General features: G+C 55.9%; 16 protein-coding genes, 1 tRNA gene and 1 pseudogene. 9 read left to right on the forward strand and 9 right to left on the reverse strand.

What is annotated here, in order from left to right; translation table 11 throughout:
* Positions 1-26: 26 nt before the first annotated feature.
* Positions 27-1,412: a cysteine--tRNA ligase gene (gene cysS / locus IM313_RS07365; RefSeq protein WP_045260709.1), complete on the forward strand. Its 1,386-nt coding sequence runs from the start codon at positions 27-29 to the stop codon at positions 1,410-1,412.
* A gap of 42 nt (positions 1,413-1,454) precedes the next feature.
* Here the strand turns inward: cysS and IM313_RS07370 are convergent, their stop codons facing one another.
* The 5 genes from IM313_RS07370 to folD form a co-directional block, all read right to left on the reverse strand.
* Positions 1,455-1,976, reverse strand: a complete 522-nt coding sequence (locus tag IM313_RS07370) for a metal-dependent hydrolase (RefSeq protein ID WP_028012221.1) — start codon at positions 1,974-1,976, stop codon at positions 1,455-1,457.
* 73 nt (positions 1,977-2,049) lie between these two features.
* Positions 2,050-3,066: a Mal regulon transcriptional regulator MalI gene (gene malI / locus IM313_RS07375; RefSeq protein WP_192971458.1), complete on the reverse strand. Its 1,017-nt coding sequence runs from the start codon at positions 3,064-3,066 to the stop codon at positions 2,050-2,052.
* An 83-nt stretch (positions 3,067-3,149) separates the two neighbouring features.
* Positions 3,150-4,649, reverse strand: coding sequence for a PTS transporter subunit EIIC (locus IM313_RS07380; RefSeq protein ID WP_192971457.1), 1,500 nt, complete (start codon positions 4,647-4,649; stop codon positions 3,150-3,152).
* 223 nt (positions 4,650-4,872) lie between these two features.
* Positions 4,873-5,085 carry a ribosome-associated protein YbcJ gene (gene ybcJ, locus IM313_RS07385; RefSeq protein WP_045356450.1) on the reverse strand — a complete coding sequence of 71 codons (213 nt, stop codon included), beginning with the start codon at positions 5,083-5,085 and terminating at the stop codon, positions 4,873-4,875.
* 1 nt (position 5,086) lies between these two features.
* Entirely contained in the window at positions 5,087-5,953 is an 867-nt protein-coding gene (folD, locus tag IM313_RS07390; RefSeq protein ID WP_192971456.1) for a bifunctional methylenetetrahydrofolate dehydrogenase/methenyltetrahydrofolate cyclohydrolase FolD, read from the reverse strand.
* Between the two features lie 311 nt (positions 5,954-6,264).
* On the opposite strand from folD, the gene fimA reads away from it, so the two are divergent.
* From fimA to sfmF, 6 genes are all read left to right on the forward strand, one after another.
* Positions 6,265-6,828, forward strand: coding sequence for a type 1 fimbrial major subunit FimA (gene fimA, locus IM313_RS07395; RefSeq protein ID WP_028012226.1), 564 nt, complete (start codon positions 6,265-6,267; stop codon positions 6,826-6,828).
* A 68-nt stretch (positions 6,829-6,896) separates the two neighbouring features.
* Positions 6,897-7,442 carry a type 1 fimbrial protein subunit FimI gene (gene fimI, locus IM313_RS07400; RefSeq protein WP_192971455.1) on the forward strand — a complete coding sequence of 182 codons (546 nt, stop codon included), beginning with the start codon at positions 6,897-6,899 and terminating at the stop codon, positions 7,440-7,442.
* A gap of 34 nt (positions 7,443-7,476) precedes the next feature.
* Positions 7,477-8,169: a type 1 fimbria chaperone FimC gene (gene fimC / locus IM313_RS07405; RefSeq protein WP_028012228.1), complete on the forward strand. Its 693-nt coding sequence runs from the start codon at positions 7,477-7,479 to the stop codon at positions 8,167-8,169.
* A gap of 14 nt (positions 8,170-8,183) precedes the next feature.
* A complete protein-coding gene (locus tag IM313_RS07410; RefSeq protein WP_048960478.1) occupies positions 8,184-10,745 on the forward strand; it encodes a fimbrial biogenesis usher protein in 2,562 nt (853 codons plus the stop codon).
* Positions 10,738-11,745, forward strand: coding sequence for a type 1 fimbria D-mannose specific adhesin FimH (gene fimH, locus IM313_RS07415; protein WP_045631416.1), 1,008 nt, complete (start codon positions 10,738-10,740; stop codon positions 11,743-11,745). The genes IM313_RS07410 and fimH overlap by 8 nt, the downstream gene beginning before the upstream one ends.
* Positions 11,746-11,754: 9 nt before the next feature.
* Positions 11,755-12,276: a fimbria assembly protein gene (gene sfmF, locus IM313_RS07420; RefSeq protein WP_193034325.1), complete on the forward strand. Its 522-nt coding sequence runs from the start codon at positions 11,755-11,757 to the stop codon at positions 12,274-12,276.
* Positions 12,277-12,327: 51 nt separating this feature from the next.
* Here the strand turns inward: sfmF and fimZ are convergent, their stop codons facing one another.
* The 3 genes from fimZ to IM313_RS07435 all read right to left on the reverse strand — a co-directional run bounded on the left by fimZ (position 12,328) and on the right by IM313_RS07435 (position 15,212).
* Positions 12,328-12,960, reverse strand: coding sequence for a fimbria biosynthesis transcriptional regulator FimZ (gene fimZ, locus IM313_RS07425; RefSeq protein ID WP_028012232.1), 633 nt, complete (start codon positions 12,958-12,960; stop codon positions 12,328-12,330).
* An 812-nt stretch (positions 12,961-13,772) separates the two neighbouring features.
* On the reverse strand, positions 13,773-14,489 hold the full coding sequence (locus IM313_RS07430; protein WP_041911031.1) for a response regulator transcription factor: 717 nt from the start codon (positions 14,487-14,489) through the stop codon (positions 13,773-13,775).
* Positions 14,490-14,513: 24 nt separating this feature from the next.
* Positions 14,514-15,212: an EAL domain-containing protein gene (locus IM313_RS07435; protein WP_192971454.1), complete on the reverse strand. Its 699-nt coding sequence runs from the start codon at positions 15,210-15,212 to the stop codon at positions 14,514-14,516.
* Between the two features lie 278 nt (positions 15,213-15,490).
* Here IM313_RS07435 and IM313_RS07440 point away from each other — a divergent pair.
* Positions 15,491-15,567, forward strand: a tRNA-Arg gene (locus IM313_RS07440).
* 15 nt (positions 15,568-15,582) lie between these two features.
* Here the strand turns inward: IM313_RS07440 and IM313_RS22535 are convergent.
* A pseudogene (locus tag IM313_RS22535) lies at positions 15,583-15,701 on the reverse strand (hypothetical protein); the annotation flags it as partial.
* A 154-nt stretch (positions 15,702-15,855) separates the two neighbouring features.
* On the opposite strand from IM313_RS22535, the gene IM313_RS07445 reads away from it, so the two are divergent.
* A complete protein-coding gene (locus tag IM313_RS07445; protein ID WP_192971453.1) occupies positions 15,856-18,039 on the forward strand; it encodes a TonB-dependent siderophore receptor in 2,184 nt (727 codons plus the stop codon).
* Positions 18,040-18,113: the final 74 nt, after the last annotated feature.

Genomic DNA, 18,113 nt, shown 5'->3' on the forward strand with positions numbered 1-18,113 from the left:
ACACACGTGTTTACATGGAATCTTCGATGTTAAAAATCTTTAATACAATGACGCGCCAGAAAGAGGAATTTAAACCTATCCATGCCGGGGAAGTCGGCATGTACGTGTGTGGTATTACGGTTTACGATCTCTGTCATATCGGCCATGGCCGTACCTTTGTTGCGTTCGACGTGGTCTCTCGCTACCTGCGCTTCCTGGGCTATAACCTGAAGTACGTGCGTAACATTACCGACATCGACGACAAAATCATCAAGCGCGCTAATGAAAACGGCGAAAGCTTTGTTGCGCTGGTGGATCGCATGATTGTTGAGATGCACAAAGATTTTGACGCCCTCAATATTCTGCGTCCGGACAGCGAGCCGCGTGCGACCCACCATATCCACGAAATTATCGAGATCACCGAAAAGCTGATCGAACGCGGTCACGCCTATGTGGCGGACAACGGCGACGTGATGTTCTCCGTCCCGACGGACCCAACCTACGGCGCGCTTTCCCGTCAGGACCTGGACCAGCTGCAGGCCGGCGCGCGCGTGGACGTGGTTGACGTGAAGCGTAACCCGATGGACTTCGTGCTGTGGAAGATGTCCAAAGAGGGCGAGCCGAGCTGGCCATCCCCGTGGGGCGAAGGCCGTCCGGGCTGGCACATTGAATGTTCCGCGATGAACTGCAAGCAGCTGGGCAATCACTTCGACATTCACGGCGGCGGTTCGGATCTGATGTTCCCGCACCACGAAAACGAAATTGCGCAGTCCACCTGCGCCCACGGCGGCGAGTACGTTAACTACTGGATGCACTCCGGGATGGTGATGGTTGACCGCGAGAAGATGTCGAAATCGCTGGGCAACTTCTTCACCGTGCGCGACGTGCTGAAGTATTACGATGCGGAAACCGTGCGCTACTTCCTGATGTCTGGCCACTATCGTAGCCAGCTGAACTACAGCGAAGAGAACCTGAAGCAGGCGCGCTCGGCGCTGGAGCGTCTGTACACCGCGCTGCGCGGCACCGACAAATCTGTGCCTGCGGCGGGCGGCGAGGCATTCGAAGCGCGCTTCGTTGAGGTGATGAACGACGACTTCAACACGCCGGAAGCCTACTCCGTGCTGTTCGACATGGCGCGTGAGGTCAACCGCCTGAAGTCAGAAGATATGGCGGCGGCGAATGCGCTGGCGTCCCATCTGCGCAAGCTCTCTTCCGTGCTTGGCCTGCTGGAGCAGGAGCCGGACGCGTTCCTGCAGAGCGGCGCGCAGGCGGACGACGGTGAAGTGGCGGAAATTGAAGCGCTGATTAAAGCGCGTCTGGAAGCGCGTCAGGCCAAAGACTGGGCGGCGGCAGATGCGGCGCGTAACCGTCTGACCGAGATGGGCATCATTCTGGAAGACGGCCCGCAGGGGACGACCTGGCGTCGTAAGTAAGTCTGTAACGCCCGGTGGCGCTAACGCTTACCGGGCCTACTTTTACCTTCTTTTCCACCACAACATCCCCATCAGCACCACCCCCGGTAGCCACACCCACAGCAGTTCCGAGATAATGACCTCATGCCCGTACGGCGTGGCGTAGCGCGATAGCGCAAACGGCGCGACCTTAATCACCTGCCACGGCGCAAAGAAGCGCTCGTCTGACCACGGCCACAGCCAGCCGACGCCTTTTCCGCCGGTGGTAACGGAATCCAGCAGGCTGTGCGACAGCAGTGAAACGGTTAAGAACAGCCAGCAGCGCGTCAGGCTGGCCCGGAACCATCGTCGGCCAATCAGCACGCAGAGTATCGGTACCGCAAAGGCAAACAGCAGCGAATGGGTAAAGCCGCGGTGGCCGAAAATATTCCCGTAGGCGACGCCGAATTTGAACGCCAGCACGTCGGCGTCCGGCAGCATGGCGAGCACGATCCCGGCAAACAGCAGGCGGGGAGGGATGACTTTCGTTCCCAGACCTAAGCCCAGGCAAAGGGGAACAGCAGCGTGAGTGATAACGGTAGGCATTGCAATTATCCATGGCAAATCACAGCAATATAGCAGCGAATCCGCTGCAGCAAACCTGTGTCAAATTCTGATTTTACGCCGACTCGCGGGCGATAAGCTGCCCGGACAGCGTAATGCGCTGGGTTTGCAGATCCGGCTCCTTCAGCTTGCGGATAATCAGCCCCGCCGCCTGTCGTCCTGTTTCATCGCTGGCCGAAGAGACATAGGTGAAGGAAGGGGAGGTGAGGTTGACGTGGAGCATATCTTCAAAACCGATCAGCGCCACCTGCTGGGTCAGGAACACGTCTTTCCCCACGGTGCGGCCCACCTGGTGAATGCCGGAAATGGAGCCGATCATCGCATCCGGGGAGTGGCAAAGCAGGGCGGTGATGGAGCTGTTTTTCTCCAGCAGCTGGCGCGTTGCCATCGCGGCGGCCTGGGTGTCGTCGCTGCAGGCCGGTGAATAATCATCGCGCCAGACCAGCCCGTTTTGCGTCATCGCGCTGCGAAAGCCGAGCAGGCGCTGCTCGCGGATAAGACAGCCCTCGCGTCCGCCAATGTAGGCGATCGCGCGGTGTCCGCGTTCGATAAGATAGCGTGCGGCAAGGTTCGCCGCCTGGCGATTATCGCGCATGACCAGATTGCATTTTTCGTCCAGCAGAGACTGCGAGACCGCCACCAGCGGCAGCGGGCACTGGCGGATCTGCTCCGGTAAAGCAGCGTTACGGGTGTCAGACGCCAGATAAATAACGCCCGCGACGCCCTGCTGCTTAAACGACAGCAGGGTCCGTTCCAGATGTTCCTGGTCGTTCAGCGGCTGGCCGAGAAACACCATATAACCCTGCTTCTCCAGCTCCTGAACGATGCTCGCCATCACCTTGATGGAAAAGCTGTCGCTGAAGTCGCGCAGGATCAGGCCGATAAGATTGGAGGTGTTGGCGCGGAGGTTGGCAGCGGCAACGTTATGAACATAGCCCAGCGTCGTGATGGCGGCATTGACCTTCTCGATCGTCGCCTCTGAGATTTTCCCTTTCTGACGTAGCACCAGCGACACGGTAGAGACCGAGACGCCCGCGTGCTTTGCGACATCAATGATGCTGACTTTCTTCAAAACCGCTCCCTGAAATTTACCGATTATCAGCCGGATAAGACACGTCTCCCAGCGTACAGGAGACGTGTCGTTCAGGCATCTTATTATTTGCCGATCATGGTGGACATGGTCTGGGCGATAAACTGTGCTCTGGCACCGAAAATCACCTGGATCCCGTTGTCGCCGACGAAGACCACGCCGCGTGCGCCAAGCCCGTTCAGTCCGTCCCTGTCCACCGCATCGCTCTTCGCCACTTCCAGACGCAGGCGGGTGATGCAGGAGCCGACGGAGTCAATGTTCTGCGCGCCGCCCAGCAGGCCGATGATTTCGGTGGCAAGTTCGGAATCGGACTTGTCATTCGCGCTGGCGGTCACCTCCGTACGGCCCGGCGTTTTCACGTCGAAACGACGGATCACGAAGCGGAACGTGAAGTAGTAAATCAGCGCCATCGGAATGCCGATGATAATGGCACTCAGGAAGTTGGTCTGATAGCCGTTAAACGACGGCAGGATCCCGAACGACAGGTAGTCGATAAAGCCCGCCGAGAACGATTTGGCGATATGCGCGTGCAGCAGGTACATGGTCATGTACGCCATGCCCGCCATGATGGCGTTGAAGACGTACAGAATCGGCGCCACGAAGATAAAGGTGAACTCTACCGGCTCGGTGATCCCCGTCAGGAAGCAGGTGAGGGCAGCGGAGAAGAGAATACCGGCCGCGATTTTCTTATTCTTCGTATGCGCTTCGTGGTACATCGCCAGGCATGCAGCAGGCAGCGCGAACAGCATCAGCGGGAACTCGCCCTGCATGAACTTACCGGCGTTCTGGTAGGTGTCGCTGCTGAAGGATTTCACCCCCTCTTCGAGCATCTTGAACCAGATGGTCTGGTCACCGTGGATCACCTGGCCCGCCTGGGTGGTGTAATCCCCGAACGAATACCAGAAGGACGGATACCAGATGTGGTGCAGGCCGAGCGGGATCAGCGCGCGCTCCACCAGCCCGAAGATAAAGGTTGATGCCGCCTGGTTATCACCGTTTACGATCACGGAGAGCGCGTCGATACCGGCCTGAATATGCTGCCAGACGTACGGTAGCAGCAGCCCCATCAGGAAAGAGAGGAACGCCGTGGCGATCGCCACAAAGCGCTTCCCGGAGAAGAAGCCGAGGAACTCCGGGAGCTGCATGGTGTGGAAGCGGTTGTAGCACCAGGCTGCGAGAATGCCGCAGATAAGCCCGCCGAAGACACCCATCTGCAGCGTCGGGATGCCGACCACCATGGCATATTTTCCGCCCTGTGAGGCCATTTCCGGCGTAATGCTTAATACGGTACTGATGGTGATGTTAGTGACAAACACCGACACCGCCGCGGACAGCGCCGCGATACCGGATTCCGAGGCCAGACCGACAGCAGAGCCGATGGCAAACAGCATCGGCAGGTTATCAAAGATAACCCCGCCGGCGTTCATCATCAGCGGCAGGTGGAACTTATCGCCGAAGGCCAGCAGCAGGCCCGCAGCGGGAAGCAGTGAAATTGGCAGCATTAAGGCGCGACCAATCATCGATAACTTAGACAGCGATTTAACAAACCCTGATATCAGACTCATGCTGATTTCCCCCGAGTAGCGCTTTTTAAGCGCTGTTATTGTAAGTAGAACGTTTTAGTAGAACGTTCTACTTATCGTGGGGAAAGAGTGAAAAACGCGCAACTGAAATCTCACCTTTCAACAGATGAAATAGTGATTATTTGAAGTTGATCGATAAATAACCGTGATGGATATGGGGGGATTTTTGATCCCCTCTCCCCTTTGGGGAGAGGGTGAGGAGGACTCAGGCCGTCACGGTCACGCTCTGCCCTTCAAAGCTCACGGTCTGGCCGGCGACAATCTTGCAGCGCTTGCGGGTTTCCACCACGCCGTCGACTAAAACCCGCCCGTCGGCGATAACGATTTTCGCCTGCGCGCCGCTTTCGCTCCAGCCTTCGAGCTTGAGCAGATCGCACAGCTCAACGTGCGGGTGTTTGCCTAATGAAAATGTGGCCATCTTATGCTTCCTCTACATCGTGGTACTCTTCGCATGCCTGCAAAGTATTCTGAATCAGCGTTGCTACAGTCATCGGGCCAACGCCGCCCGGCACTGGTGTAATGTAAGAGGCGCGAGCCGCGGCATCTTCATACACCACGTCGCCGACCACTTTGCCATTTTCCAGACGGTTAATCCCGACGTCCACGACAATCGCGCCCTCTTTGATCCACTCGCCCGGAATAAAGCCCGGCTTGCCGACCGCGACGATCAGCAGATCGGCGTTTTCAACGTGGTGACGCAGGTTTTTGGTAAAGCGGTGGGTCACGGTGGTGGTGCAGCCGGCCAGCAGCAGCTCCATGCTCATCGGACGGCCCACGATATTGGACGCGCCGATGACCACGGCGTTCAGGCCGTAGGTGTCGATGTTATAACGCTCCAGCAGCGTCACGATGCCGCGCGGGGTGCACGGGCGCAGACGCGGCGCGCGCTGGCACAGGCGGCCCACGTTGTACGGATGGAAACCGTCGACGTCTTTATCCGGCGCGATACGCTCCAGTACCTTCACGTTGTCGATGCCCGCAGGCAGCGGCAGCTGAACCAGAATGCCGTCGATCTCTTTATCGGCATTCAGGGTGTCAATAAGTTCCAGCAGTTCCGCTTCGCTGGTGGTTTCCGGCAAATCGTAAGAGCGGGAGACGAACCCCACCTCTTCACACGCTTTGCGTTTACTGCCGACATAAATCTGTGATGCCGGGTTGCTGCCAACCAGCACAACGGCCAGCCCGGGAGCGCGTTTTCCGGCGGCTTTACGCTCCTTCACTTTTTCCGCGACCTCAGAGCGCACCTGCTGCGCAATCGTTTTACCGTCAATAATCTTTGCTGCCATCAGAGAGAAGATTCCGTCTGTAACGTTTGAAAGGGGGGGATTGCCTGTATTTTGTCAGAAGCGAGCGCCGCTGTCAGTCACCCTTTACGAGTTTTCATCCGTGAGGCGCAAAAACCCTTCTTAAGTGATGGTCAATTTCTTAGGCGGGATTAGGATGTGACCTGGCAAAATGGCAGTGTTTTGACATATTTAAAAATTACATCCTGAGCTACTTTGTCTCCTCCGAAATAAGTTTTCAATTATGCAATTGAACGTATTTCTTATTCCCGATTTTTCGCGGGAAGGGTTATTTACATTTTAAAGGAATAGACATGAAACTCAGCAACATTGCTTCTTCTGTTATTGCAACACTGGCCCTGGTCGCGGGTGCCGCTAATGCAGCCGATCCCGTTACGCCGGTTACCGTAAATGGCGGTACCGTGCACTTTAAAGGTGAACTGGTTAATGCTGCTTGTTCAGTAAATACCGATTCTTCCGAGCAGACGGTTAATCTCGGTCAGTATCGTACCGCGAAATTCACCAAAGTGGGCGACACCACCTCTAATATTCCGTTCAATATTGAACTGAATGACTGCGATCCGCTGGTTGCGAAAACCGCTGCCGTTGCTTTCACCGGCCAGATCGACGCGACCGACAAAACCCTGCTGGCCGTGACGTCCGGTAACAACGACAACACCGCGAAAGGCGTGGGTATCGAGATCCTCGACAGCAAATCCAGCGTGCTGACCCCGGACGGTGCCACCTTCTCTGCCGCGAAAGACCTGATTAAAGGGACTAACACCCTGCAATTCACCGCGCGCTACAAATCAACGGCTGCAACCACCGAGCCAGGCCAGGCGAACGCTGACGCCACCTTCGTAATGAAATACGAATAATACCCTCGCACAGGGATGTTCAGGCCTCAGGGACGAGGCCCGTCATACGCTACTGCCAGGAACGAAGGATGACAAGGACTGGAACACTACTGCTGTTAACCCTTGCGATGGCCTGCCCGGCATCGGCGCATACCGTGGTGATCGAAGGCGGCAAGGTGCATCTTCGTGGGGAGCTGGTAAACGGCGGCTGTGCCGTGGCGCCCGACAGCCAGAATATGCGCATCGACATGGGGCAGTACCGAACCAATTCATTTTCCGGTGTGGGCAGCTTTTCAACGGTTAATGTGCCGTTCACCGTGCGGCTGCTGGACTGCAGCGTGGATGTCTCCCGCATCGTGGGGATCCAGTTTCAGGGCGTGACGCCCGCGGAAGATCCGCAGGTTTTTCTGGCGACATCGCGGCCAGGTGAAACGCCTGTCAGCAGCGGCGTGGGGCTGGCGCTTTTTGATGAGCAGCAGCGTCAGATTATCCCGAATGCGACGGCCGTCAGCTGGTTGCCCGTGAATACCAGCGAGCTCGCATTTCATTTTAGCGCCCGCTATCGCGCTATTTCCGAACACCTCGTGCCAGGCAATATTCAGTCGGATGTCTGGTTTATGTTGATTTATCCATAACACCTGCGAACACATTATTAAAGGTACGGTTTTGATGAATATGCTAATTAAACCAGGACTGCTTTTATCGTTTATTTTAATGATGGTTTCTGCTTGCGCGAATGCTTCCGGCGGTATTGCGCTGGGGGCCACGCGCGTTATTTATCCGGCGGATGCGAAGCAAACGTCGCTGGCGATCACCAACAGCAATAAACAAGAACGCTACTTAATTAACGCGTGGATCGAAAATGCCAGCGGGCAAAAGGAAAAAACCTTTGCCGTCACGCCGCCGCTGTTCGTTAGCGAGCCGGACAGCGAAAACACGCTGCGTATTATTTACGCCGGGCCCGCGCTGCCCGCCGATCGCGAATCGCTCTTTTACATGAACGTGAAGGCGATCCCGTCAGTGAACAAAGCGAAAACGGAAAACAATAACGTGCTGCAGCTGGCGATCCTTTCGCGCATCAAGCTGTTTGTGCGCCCGAATAACCTGGCGATGCAGCCGGATGAGGCGCTTTCCCAGCTGCGCTTTGAGCGCGTGGGGAACCATCTCAAAGTCAGCAACGCCTCGCCGTATTACATCACTCTGGTCAACCTGAAGCTGGGCGGTCAGACGCTGGAAAACCTGATGGTCGCGCCGAAAAACTCGGCTCAGCAGGTGCTGCCTGCCGGGGCTGGCGGTACGCTCTCCTGGCAGAGCGTGAATGACTACGGTGCCATTACACCGGCGCGCAGCGTCAACCTGTGAGCAGAGTCAGGGCGATGAAAAACCACCAGGGACGTTACTGCCCGGTTGCACTGGCGCTGATGGCCGCGCTCTGGCCGCAGGCTGGCTGGAGCGAAAGCTACTTCAACCCGGCCTTCTTGTCCGACGACACCGCCAGCGTGGCGGATTTGTCGCGTTTTGAACAGGGGCACCAGCAGGCACCCGGCATCTATCGCGTGGATATCTGGCGTAACGATGAGTTTATCGGCACCCAGGACGTGCGTTTTGAACAGGCCGAGAACACGCCGCCGGTGGCGGGCGGCCTGTCACCGTGCATTACGCGCGCGATGCTCGATCGCTTTGGCGTCAACGTTGCCGCATTTCCCGAGCTGGCGAAGGTGCAGGGTGAAACGTGCGTTCCATTGACCACGGCCATTCCCGGCAGCGAAACGGTATTTAACTTTGCTTCACAGCGCCTGAACGTCAGCCTGCCGCAGGTGGCAATGCAAAACAGCGCGCGCGGCTATATTCCGCCTGAACAGTGGGATGAAGGCATTCCCGCCGCGCTGGTGAACTACAGCTTTACGGGCAACCGGGGAAGCGAAGACGACAGCTATTACCTGAACCTGCAGAGCGGGCTGAACTATGGCGCCTGGCGTTTACGCAACAACGGCGCATGGCGCTACACGCAAAATAACGGGAAGCGGCGCAGCGAGTGGCAGAATATTGGCACCTGGGCGCAGCGCACCGTTATCCCACTGAAAAGTGAGCTGGTGCTGGGCGACAGCAACACCGGGAATGACGTTTTCGACAGCGTCGGTTTTCGCGGCGGGCGGCTCTATTCGTCTGACAGCATGTACCCCGACAGCCTGCAGGGTTACGCGCCGACCGTACGCGGTATTGCCCGTACGCCTGCCAAAGTGGTGGTTCGCCAGAACGGCTACGTTATCTATCAAAGCTACGTCCAGCCCGGCGCGTTCGCCATTACCGATCTTAACCCGACCTCCTCCAGCGGTGACCTTGACGTCACGGTGGAAGAGAAAGACGGCAGCCAGCAGCGCTACACCGTGCCGTACTCCACCGTGCCGCTCCTGCAGCGTGAAGGGCGCTGGAAATATGACCTCGTGGCGGGGGATTACCGCAGCGGTAACAGCGACCAGGATACACCGTTCTTCGCCCAGGGCACCCTGATTACCGGCCTTGCCAACGGCTTTACGCTCTATGGCGGCACCCAGCTGGCGTCACGCTATACCGCAGTGGCCGTCGGGGCCGGGAAAAACCTCGGTGACTGGGGCGCAGTCTCCGTCGATATCACCCACGCCCGCAGCCAGCTCGCGGACGACAGCAAACATGAAGGTCAGTCCCTGCGTTTTCTGTATGCAAAATCGCTGAACGGGTTTGGCACCAACTTCCAGCTGCTGGGCTACCGCTACTCAACGAAGGGGTTTTACACCCTGGACGACGTGGCCTGGCGCTCAATGGAGGGCTACCAGTATGCCGATAGCCAGGACGATAACGATGTGCCGGACGTGCAGAGCTATCACAACCTGACGTGGAATAAAAAAGGCCGCTTCCAGCTCAACATTTCCCAGTCGCTGGGGGATTACGGCTCGGTCTATATCTCCGGGAGCGAGCAAACCTACTGGGGGACGGACGAAACGAACCTCTGGTATCAGCTGGGCTACGCGGGGGGCGTGAAGGGGATCAACTACTCCCTGTCATGGTCGTGGAACAAATCCGTCGGGATCGACGGTACCGACCGGATCGCGTCGTTTAACGTCTCCGTGCCGTTTAGCCTCTTTACCCGCCAGGGCTATCGCCGGGACAGCGCGATCGATCGCGCCTATGCCACCGCATCCGCCAGCCGAAACAGCGATGGCGACACGAGCTGGCAAACCGGCGTCAGCGGCACGCTGCTTGAGGACCGCAACCTGAACTACAGCGTGACCCAGGGACACGCCAGCAACAACGGCTCAAGCGGAAGCGCCAGCGCCAACTGGCAGGCAACCTACGGCACGCTGGGCGTGGGCTACAACTATTCCCGCGATCAGCACGATCTCAACTGGCAACTCTCCGGCGGGGTGGTTGGCCATTCAGACGGCGTGACCTTCAGCCAGCCGCTGGGTGATACCAACGTGCTGATTAAGGCGCCGGGGGCATCAGGCGTCAGCGTGGAAAACCAGACCGGCGTGAAGACCGACTGGCGAGGCTACGCGGTCATGCCGTATGCCACCGTCTACCGCTACAACCGCGTGGCGCTGGATACCAATACCATGAGCAACAACACCGACATCGAAAACAACGTGAGCAGCGTGGTGCCGACCAAAGGCGCGCTGGTCCGCGCCAGCTTTGATACCCGCATTGGCGTGCGCGCCCTGCTGACGGTAACGCGCGGCAACCAGCCGGTGCCGTTCGGCGCCGTGGTGCGCGAAACCCAGAGCGGCGTGACCAGCATGGTGGGGGATGACGGGCAAATTTACCTGAGTGGGCTGCCGCTGGAAGGCGAACTGCTGGTCCAGTGGGGTAACGGGGCGCAGTCCCAGTGCCGTGCGCCTTACAGCTTGCCTGAAAAGAGCCTGCAACAGGCGATCACACTTAAGGGGATCCGCTGTGATTAAAATCCATATCTTTGCCTTGTCGCTTCTGGCAATCCTGCCCGCGACAAACGCGTTAGCCACCGTGTGCGTCAATGAAAAGGGCGTGCCGACGGAGGTGCATTACGACCTGACGGATAAATTCAACAGCTCGAATAACCAGGTTGGGCAGGTTGTCACCCTCAGCGAGAAATCGCAGTGGGTGGGGGTAAACGCCGTCTGCCCGAAGGGCACCGTCGGGAATACCACCAAGCGCAGCTACGTGACGGATTACCCGATCACCGGGACCAGCGATGGCTATCAGTATCTGAAGCTTAACGACTATCTGGACGGGGCGATGAAGATCACGGACAGCTATGCTGGCGCGTTTTATCCACCCAAAAACTATATCCAGATGGGGAGCCATCCGAACGTTTCAAAAAACAAACCGTTTGGCGTGCAGGATTCCAGCCTTATTTTCCGTCTTAAGGTGACCCGACGCTTTATCAATATGGTGGTGATCCCGCGTGCCACCATGTTCCGCGTTTACGTCACCACCACCTCCTCCGATCCGTTGACCACGCCGGTCTACACCATCAGCTACAGCGGAACCATTCAGGTGCCGCAGAGCTGCGCCATCAACGCCGGCAATGTGGTTGAATTTGATTTCGGCGACATTGGCGCCTCCCTGTTCAGCAAGGCGGGCGTGGGTAACAAGCCGGAGGGCGTCTCATCGCAAAGTAAAACCATCGCGATTAAATGCACCAACGTGGAGGCAAACGCTATGCTGACGATGCGCGTCGAGGCTGAAAAGGTCTCCAATAATGTGGTGGTGTCGGATAACCCGGATGTGGGGTTTATCATTGCCAACGAGAGCGGTGCGCCGCTCACGCCTAACAACCTGACGAGTAAAATTCCGTTCCGCCTGGACGACAGCGCGCAGGCGCAGGTGGGGATCCGGGTCTGGCCGGTGAGCGTGACGGGCAACAAGCCAGCGGAAGGGCGCTTTACCTCGCGCGGATATTTGCGTGTGGATTACGACTAAGGAGCAGACATGCGAAACGGGATCCGTTTTATCACCGTGGCGCTCTTTGCGCTTTGCACCCAGGCTCAGGCGGAAACCGCATTGGGCGAAATTAATATTCGGCTCTACGGCAATATCGTCGATTTCACCTGCGTGGCAGAGGGTAACGATAGCGACAAAACGGTCACGCTGGGCACCTGGCCCACGAAGCAGCTCAACACCACGGGGAGCCGCACGCAGCCTATGCCCTTCACGCTGAAGCTGACCGGCTGTCCGCCCGGGGCGGCGTCCATTACGTTCTCGGGTAAGGCTGACGGGAGCAATAGCGGGTTGCTGGCACTGAATGGTGCCAGTACAGCGAGCCACGTCGCCGTCGAGATCAGGGATGCGGATAAAACGCGTCTGGCGCTTCAGCAGGCCAGCCAGCCGGTCACGGTTGATGCACAGGGGAATGCGACCCTATCATTTTATGCCAATTATATTGCCACGGCCGATAACCCTCAGCCCGGACGGGCTGATGCGGATGCTACCTTCATGATTAATTATAATTAGCACTGACCGCACTCCCTGCAGCTCGGATAAACTGCAGGGAGTGAATTCAGGTTATAGCAGCTCGTGCGCTTTGGCGTAATCTATTAATTCCACGATGCTTTGTACGCCAAGCTTGGAATAAATATTGGATTTGTGCGCACTGATGGTCTTATTGCTTAACAGTAACTGTTCAGCAATCTCCTTATTGGATAATCCATTCGCCAGATAACGTAATACCGTGACCTCGCGATTCGATAATGGCATATCCGCTGCCATCCCTTTTCCCGAACCCATATGGTTTATAAAATTCAGCGTTTCCGACGGGAAAAAAGAATAGCCCATCAAAATCATCTCTACGGCGTTGTAGATCTCACCCAAATCTTTTCGTTTACTGACGAAGCCGTTGGCCCCGGCGCGAATCGCACGACCCGCGTAAAATAACTCTGATTTAGATGAGAGGAACAGAATCTTGATGTCTTTGTTTAAGTTTCTGATTCTCTTAAGTAAAGCGAAGGCGTCTGTGCCCGTAAGTTCGATGTCAAGGATCACCAAATCGATAGGATGATTACGAATACAGTCAAGAACTTCATGGCTATCGCCAGACTTAAGCTTGACTGTGATATTTTTATTTTTCTGTAGCAGGACCTCTATCGACATTCTGACGATAGGATGTTCGTCCATAATGATAACGGATGCCGGTTTCATTTTTAATGCCTCAGATTGTTAAAAGCGTTATGTAGAGTTTTGTAAAACTCTCGAAATGCCGGAAGGATATAAAGTGCAGATCCTTATACCGTAGTATTTCCCTGGAAAGAGCGAAAGCATCCTTGTTTACGTAATGAAAAGAACAGTGCCTCAGCGCGGTCATCTCATTTGGCTGGTGTTGGCAAAAAGATTTTTCTTATTCAGATTTGGTACGCATCTTATTATACAGAGTAAGTTTTTTCCGAAAACCCTGTAAATTAGTCTCCGCTTATTGGTTTGTATTATCTTCTGGATCTTAATGGCTATGTTTTTAAATTTAGCGGAAATATCCTGTTATCCCATTTACCGCATCTTTTCATCTTTATGTAATAACAAAAAATAACAGATGTCACTTTATGTTGCGTAATTGTTAATAAAAAAGACCGTCGATTCGGCGGGCGACCCAGGGTCAAAGAGGCGAAAAAGTGCCCTCGCAAGGTGTCAAACCTTCATCTGAAAGTGCTTAAGGCGCATCAACGTCACGCCATCATCGCGCAGGAGAACATGCTATTCACTTTGCTTTCCGCTCCTGGAGAGTGAAGCGAAGCTGCTTGTTTTTACATCATTATCATCTTATTAACGCCTTCTGCATTCACTTAACGGATGGAGGAAAGTGCTGCCTTTGGTTCATTCTGTGACATTTCACATGGTTCCGAACCATAAATTAGGAATAGTTATAAAATCGAATACATTGTTAAAATTTAACCATTTCATAACATGCGTGGTAAGTAAATTCCTAAAGCGCTTTAGGAAATAAGAAGTTAGTGCGTAAGTTAAAACGTGCAGTCAGAGAGGTTATTAAGAAGGTGTAACAATTCCTGGCGATGGCTCAGCCCCAGCTTAAGCAGGATGCAGCTGAGACGATAGATAATGCGGCTATAGGGGCGATTCTGCAGAAGGGCAATCTGACGCAGCGTCTTACCGCGGGCAAGCTCCTGCAAAATGGGCCATTCATTGCGGGAAAACCAGTCTTTATCGGACCCCTGCGGCGGGCGGGCATCCATCAGGCTGTGTTGAAGCCCTGCCGCGTTCATCTGACGTTCCAGCACGTGAAAAGGCCCCGCCGCTTTGCAGAAGAGGCGGGTATCATAATTATCTGCCCGGACCAGTAGCCACGGCGTCAGGAAGGGGGGATACAGGCTATGCCTTCTTAACTGATCCAGCTGATCAATCAGCCCGGTGGAACGGCTTTCTACATCCACCACCAGACGCGCTGAAGGCCATTGTGCCTGAGCGCCGAGCGCATCATCCAGTGAGATATAGTCGCAACAGCTGCTCAGGGGAAACTGTCCATTGAGAAAACCGGTGCGCAGAAAATGATCCTCCGTGACCAGAATGATAAACGGAGCGTCGGTTTTTCGGGGCTGGCTGATGGACTGGCTCAAAAACTCGAGCCGGTCGAAAAAGGGGGGAGCAAAAGGTGAGTGCGTAAATCCCAGTGCATCACTTCCTGTACGCCGCCGCCGGTAACGGCGCACTGTCATTCGCATGGTCTCCCTCCTGGAAATGGCTCTTTAATCCTCCGGCCATGTCCAGGACGGCCAGTAATATCCCTGGCCGAGATCTGCGCCTGCCTGCAGTGCCCAGGTGCGATCGCGTTCAGTCTCAATACCTTCGATGAGCACGCTCCCGGCCAGCTGAAAGCAACGTGAAACCAGCTGCCTCAGCGCGGGTGTGGCGCGTAAACGCCAGAATGCGCCCTTATCAATTTTGATGCCGTTCAACGGTAATCGACAAAATAAAAACGGCTGAATGACCGTTTCGTCGATGTCATCCAGCCATATACTGTGCCCCTGTTCCCGGAGTTTCGACAGGTTTTGAATGACGCGCTGCTTCTGTGCGGCAGAGAACGCCAGAAAGGCAGAGAGGTCAACAATCTCGATATTCAGCGGCGTGTTTTTCAGATTGATGAGCCGCTGAAAGGACGCTGGCTCTGTCAGAACGGTTATCGGCAGATTAATAAAAAGGTTATTACCGTGCGGCGTCTTTTTTAGTGCGGCAAGCTGCGCTTCAAGCAGCGTCATTGACCAGCCTGCCGACTGATGGCGAAAAAAATCCTCGCTGAGCTGCGTTTCGGACAGAATGCTAAGCACCTCCACGCCAACCTGACGCTGAGAGGTGAGGGCGACGACAGGCTCCAGTTTGATGCCGACGATGTCCTGAGAAATAAACTGTAACCGGGGGGGCGTATCGAACGGGTTGTGCGCTGTCACTCCATTGTCCTGTTGTCTGTCAGCCTCCAGGCGGCCGGGAAACCTCGCTCTAGTGTGACGAGCCGACGAGCAGGAAAACAGCAGGCGTTACTTAAATGCAACTAAGCCTTTTCGCAGCGCTAAATTTTACGGTGAAACAGCGAGAAATGTTGAGAAAATAGCCGTATTTACAATCGGCTAGCGGTAATTGCCCCCGAAAACGGAAAAGGCATTGACTCACCTGACATTGACCGTATAATTCTTCGCGTTTCACCACCGCGAAGTTCACTCTTCTCAGTGCGCCCTTAGCTCAGTTGGATAGAGCAACGGCCTTCTAAGCCGTAGGTCGTAGGTTCGAATCCTACAGGGCGTGCCATTTAGAAACAGGCACTTACGCCAGTTTCAAACCAGCCTGATTTTCTCCCTGTGTCGTATTTGCGTCATGGTTGCCAAAATGGCCTCAATTTTCCGTGCGTGTGAGCTCAAAGGGTTCAGCGCAAGGTGAGCATCCCCTTTTATCACGCATTAATTTGAGCAGGATCCTGCAGAGATTTGCGCTTGCCAAAGCATAGATAATGCGTATAGTTCTCATTTGCATTGCAACCAATATATTCTAAGGCCCGTCCACGGGCTATTTTTGCGCGCACTTTCAAACGAGTTAACGATGAACAACACCAAAATGCACAAAACGCTGCTGGCGCTCGCCATTGGCGCGGTTACACATTCCGCCTGGGCGGCAGAGGATAAAAAAGAAGACACCATCGTTGTGCAGTCTGCACCTGCCGGCGACTTTAAACCCGGTGGCGACCAGCTGGTGCCGGCCTTCCTTGACGGGCAGGTGGCCAACGGCGGACGTATGGGGATGCTCGGTCAGCAGAACGCCATGGACGTGCCGTTCAACATCATCAGCTACACCTCGAAGCTGGTGGAAGATCAGCAGGCAAAAACCATTGCTGACGTAGTCGCGAACGACGCGGGCGTGCAGTTTGTGCAGGGTTACGGCAACAGCGCGGAAACCTTCCGCATTCGCGGCCTGAAGTTTGACGGCGACGACATGACCTTCGGCGGCCTCTCCGGCGTGCTGCCGCGTCAGGTGGTGGATGCCCAGATGGTTGACCGCATTGAGATCTTCAAAGGGGCCAACTCCCTGATGAACGGCGCGGCAAGCTCGGGCGTGGGCGGGATGATTAACCTTGAGCCAAAGCATGCCGGGGAAACGCCGCAGGCGAAAGTGGGCGTGGACTACACCTCGGATTCCCAGATTGGCACCACGCTGGATGCGGGGCGTCGCTTTGGCGATAACGACCAGTTCGGCGCGCGCGTGAACCTCGTCCATCGTGAAGGGGAAACCGGCGTACCGAACGACCGCCGCCGCACCACGCTGCTCTCCACCGGCCTGGACTACAAAGGAGATCGCTTCCGCACCTCGCTGGATCTGGGCTATCAGAAAAAAACCTTCCACGGCAGCCCGACCAGCGTCAACATCTCGGCGGTGGACTTCGTGCCTGAACCACCGAAGAACGATCGTAACTTCTCGCAGAAGTGGGCCTACAGCGATATCGAAAACGAGTTCGGGATGTGGCGCAGCGAGTACGACATCACCGACAGCTGGACGGCCTATACCGGCCTCGGCGCGCAGCACGCGCACGAAGAGGGGATCTATAGCGCGCCGAAGCTGATGGATAAAAGCGGTAATGCGGTAGCCAGTCGTCTTGATACCAACCGCATCAGCGATTCCGTCAGCGGGATGGCGGGCATTCGCGGCAACTTCAACACCGGCTTTGTCTCGCACAAGGTCAACGTGGGGTACTCCGCAATGACCAAAAATGAAAAAATCGCCTGGAAAATGTCGGCGACGAAGGATAACTCGACCACCAACATTTATCACAACACCGGCGTCGCGATGCCGGACAGCACCAACTTAAACGGCTCCGGTGGTAAATACAGCGATCCGCTGACTAGCGGGCGCACCCGCACCCAGGGCTGGCTGCTGAGCGATACCCTGGGCGTGTTTGATGACAAGCTGCTGTTCACCGCAGGCGCGCGCCATCAGAAAGTGGTCGTTCGCGGGTATAACAAAATTACCGGCGCAGAGAACGACGCGGACGGTTTCGACGGCAGCCGCTGGATGCCAACCTACGGTGTGGTTTACAAACCGTGGGAAGAAATTTCCCTCTACGCCAACCACACCGAAGCGCTGCAGCCGGGCAAAACCGCACCTAACACCGCCACCAACTACGGCCAGAGCACCGGCATCGTTCACTCTAAGCAGAATGAAGTGGGCGTGAAGGCAGACTTTGGCCGCGTGGGCGGCTCCCTGGCGCTGTTTGAGATTAAAATGCCCTCGGCGATCCTCGATGCTAACAATCACTACGGCCTGGATGCGGAGCAGCGTAACCGTGGCGTGGAGCTGAACGTCTTCGGCGAGCCGATGCTCGGGATGCGTCTGAACGCCAGCGCCACCTGGCTGCAGGCGGAGCTAACCAAAACCAAAAACGGCGTGAACCAGGGCAACGATGCGATCGGTATTCCGAACTTCTACGCCGTGCTGGGCGCGGAGTACGACATCAAGCCGGTTGACGGCCTGACAGCGACCGCGCGCGTGAACCACTCCGGCACGCAGTATGCCGACCTCGCGAACAGCAAAAAGCTGGATAGCTACACCACGCTGGATCTGGGCATGCGCTATCGCTTCGCGGTGAACCACAACGCAAACCAGATGACCGTGCGCGCGGGCATCGACAACGTGACCAATGAGAACTACTGGGCCAGCGTGGACGATTCCGGTACCTACATCACTCAGGGCGAACCGCGTACCTTTAAGGTCTCGGTTGGCTACGAGTTCTAAGCGTTCCACCTCGTTATCCGGGGCACGGATGCCCCCATCCTTCCGTCATCGTGTTATAAAATTGTAATAAAAGC

It is taken from the genome of Enterobacter cloacae complex sp. P2B, from assembly GCF_014895985.1.
Taxonomy (GTDB): Bacteria; Pseudomonadota; Gammaproteobacteria; order Enterobacterales; family Enterobacteriaceae; genus Enterobacter; species Enterobacter bugandensis.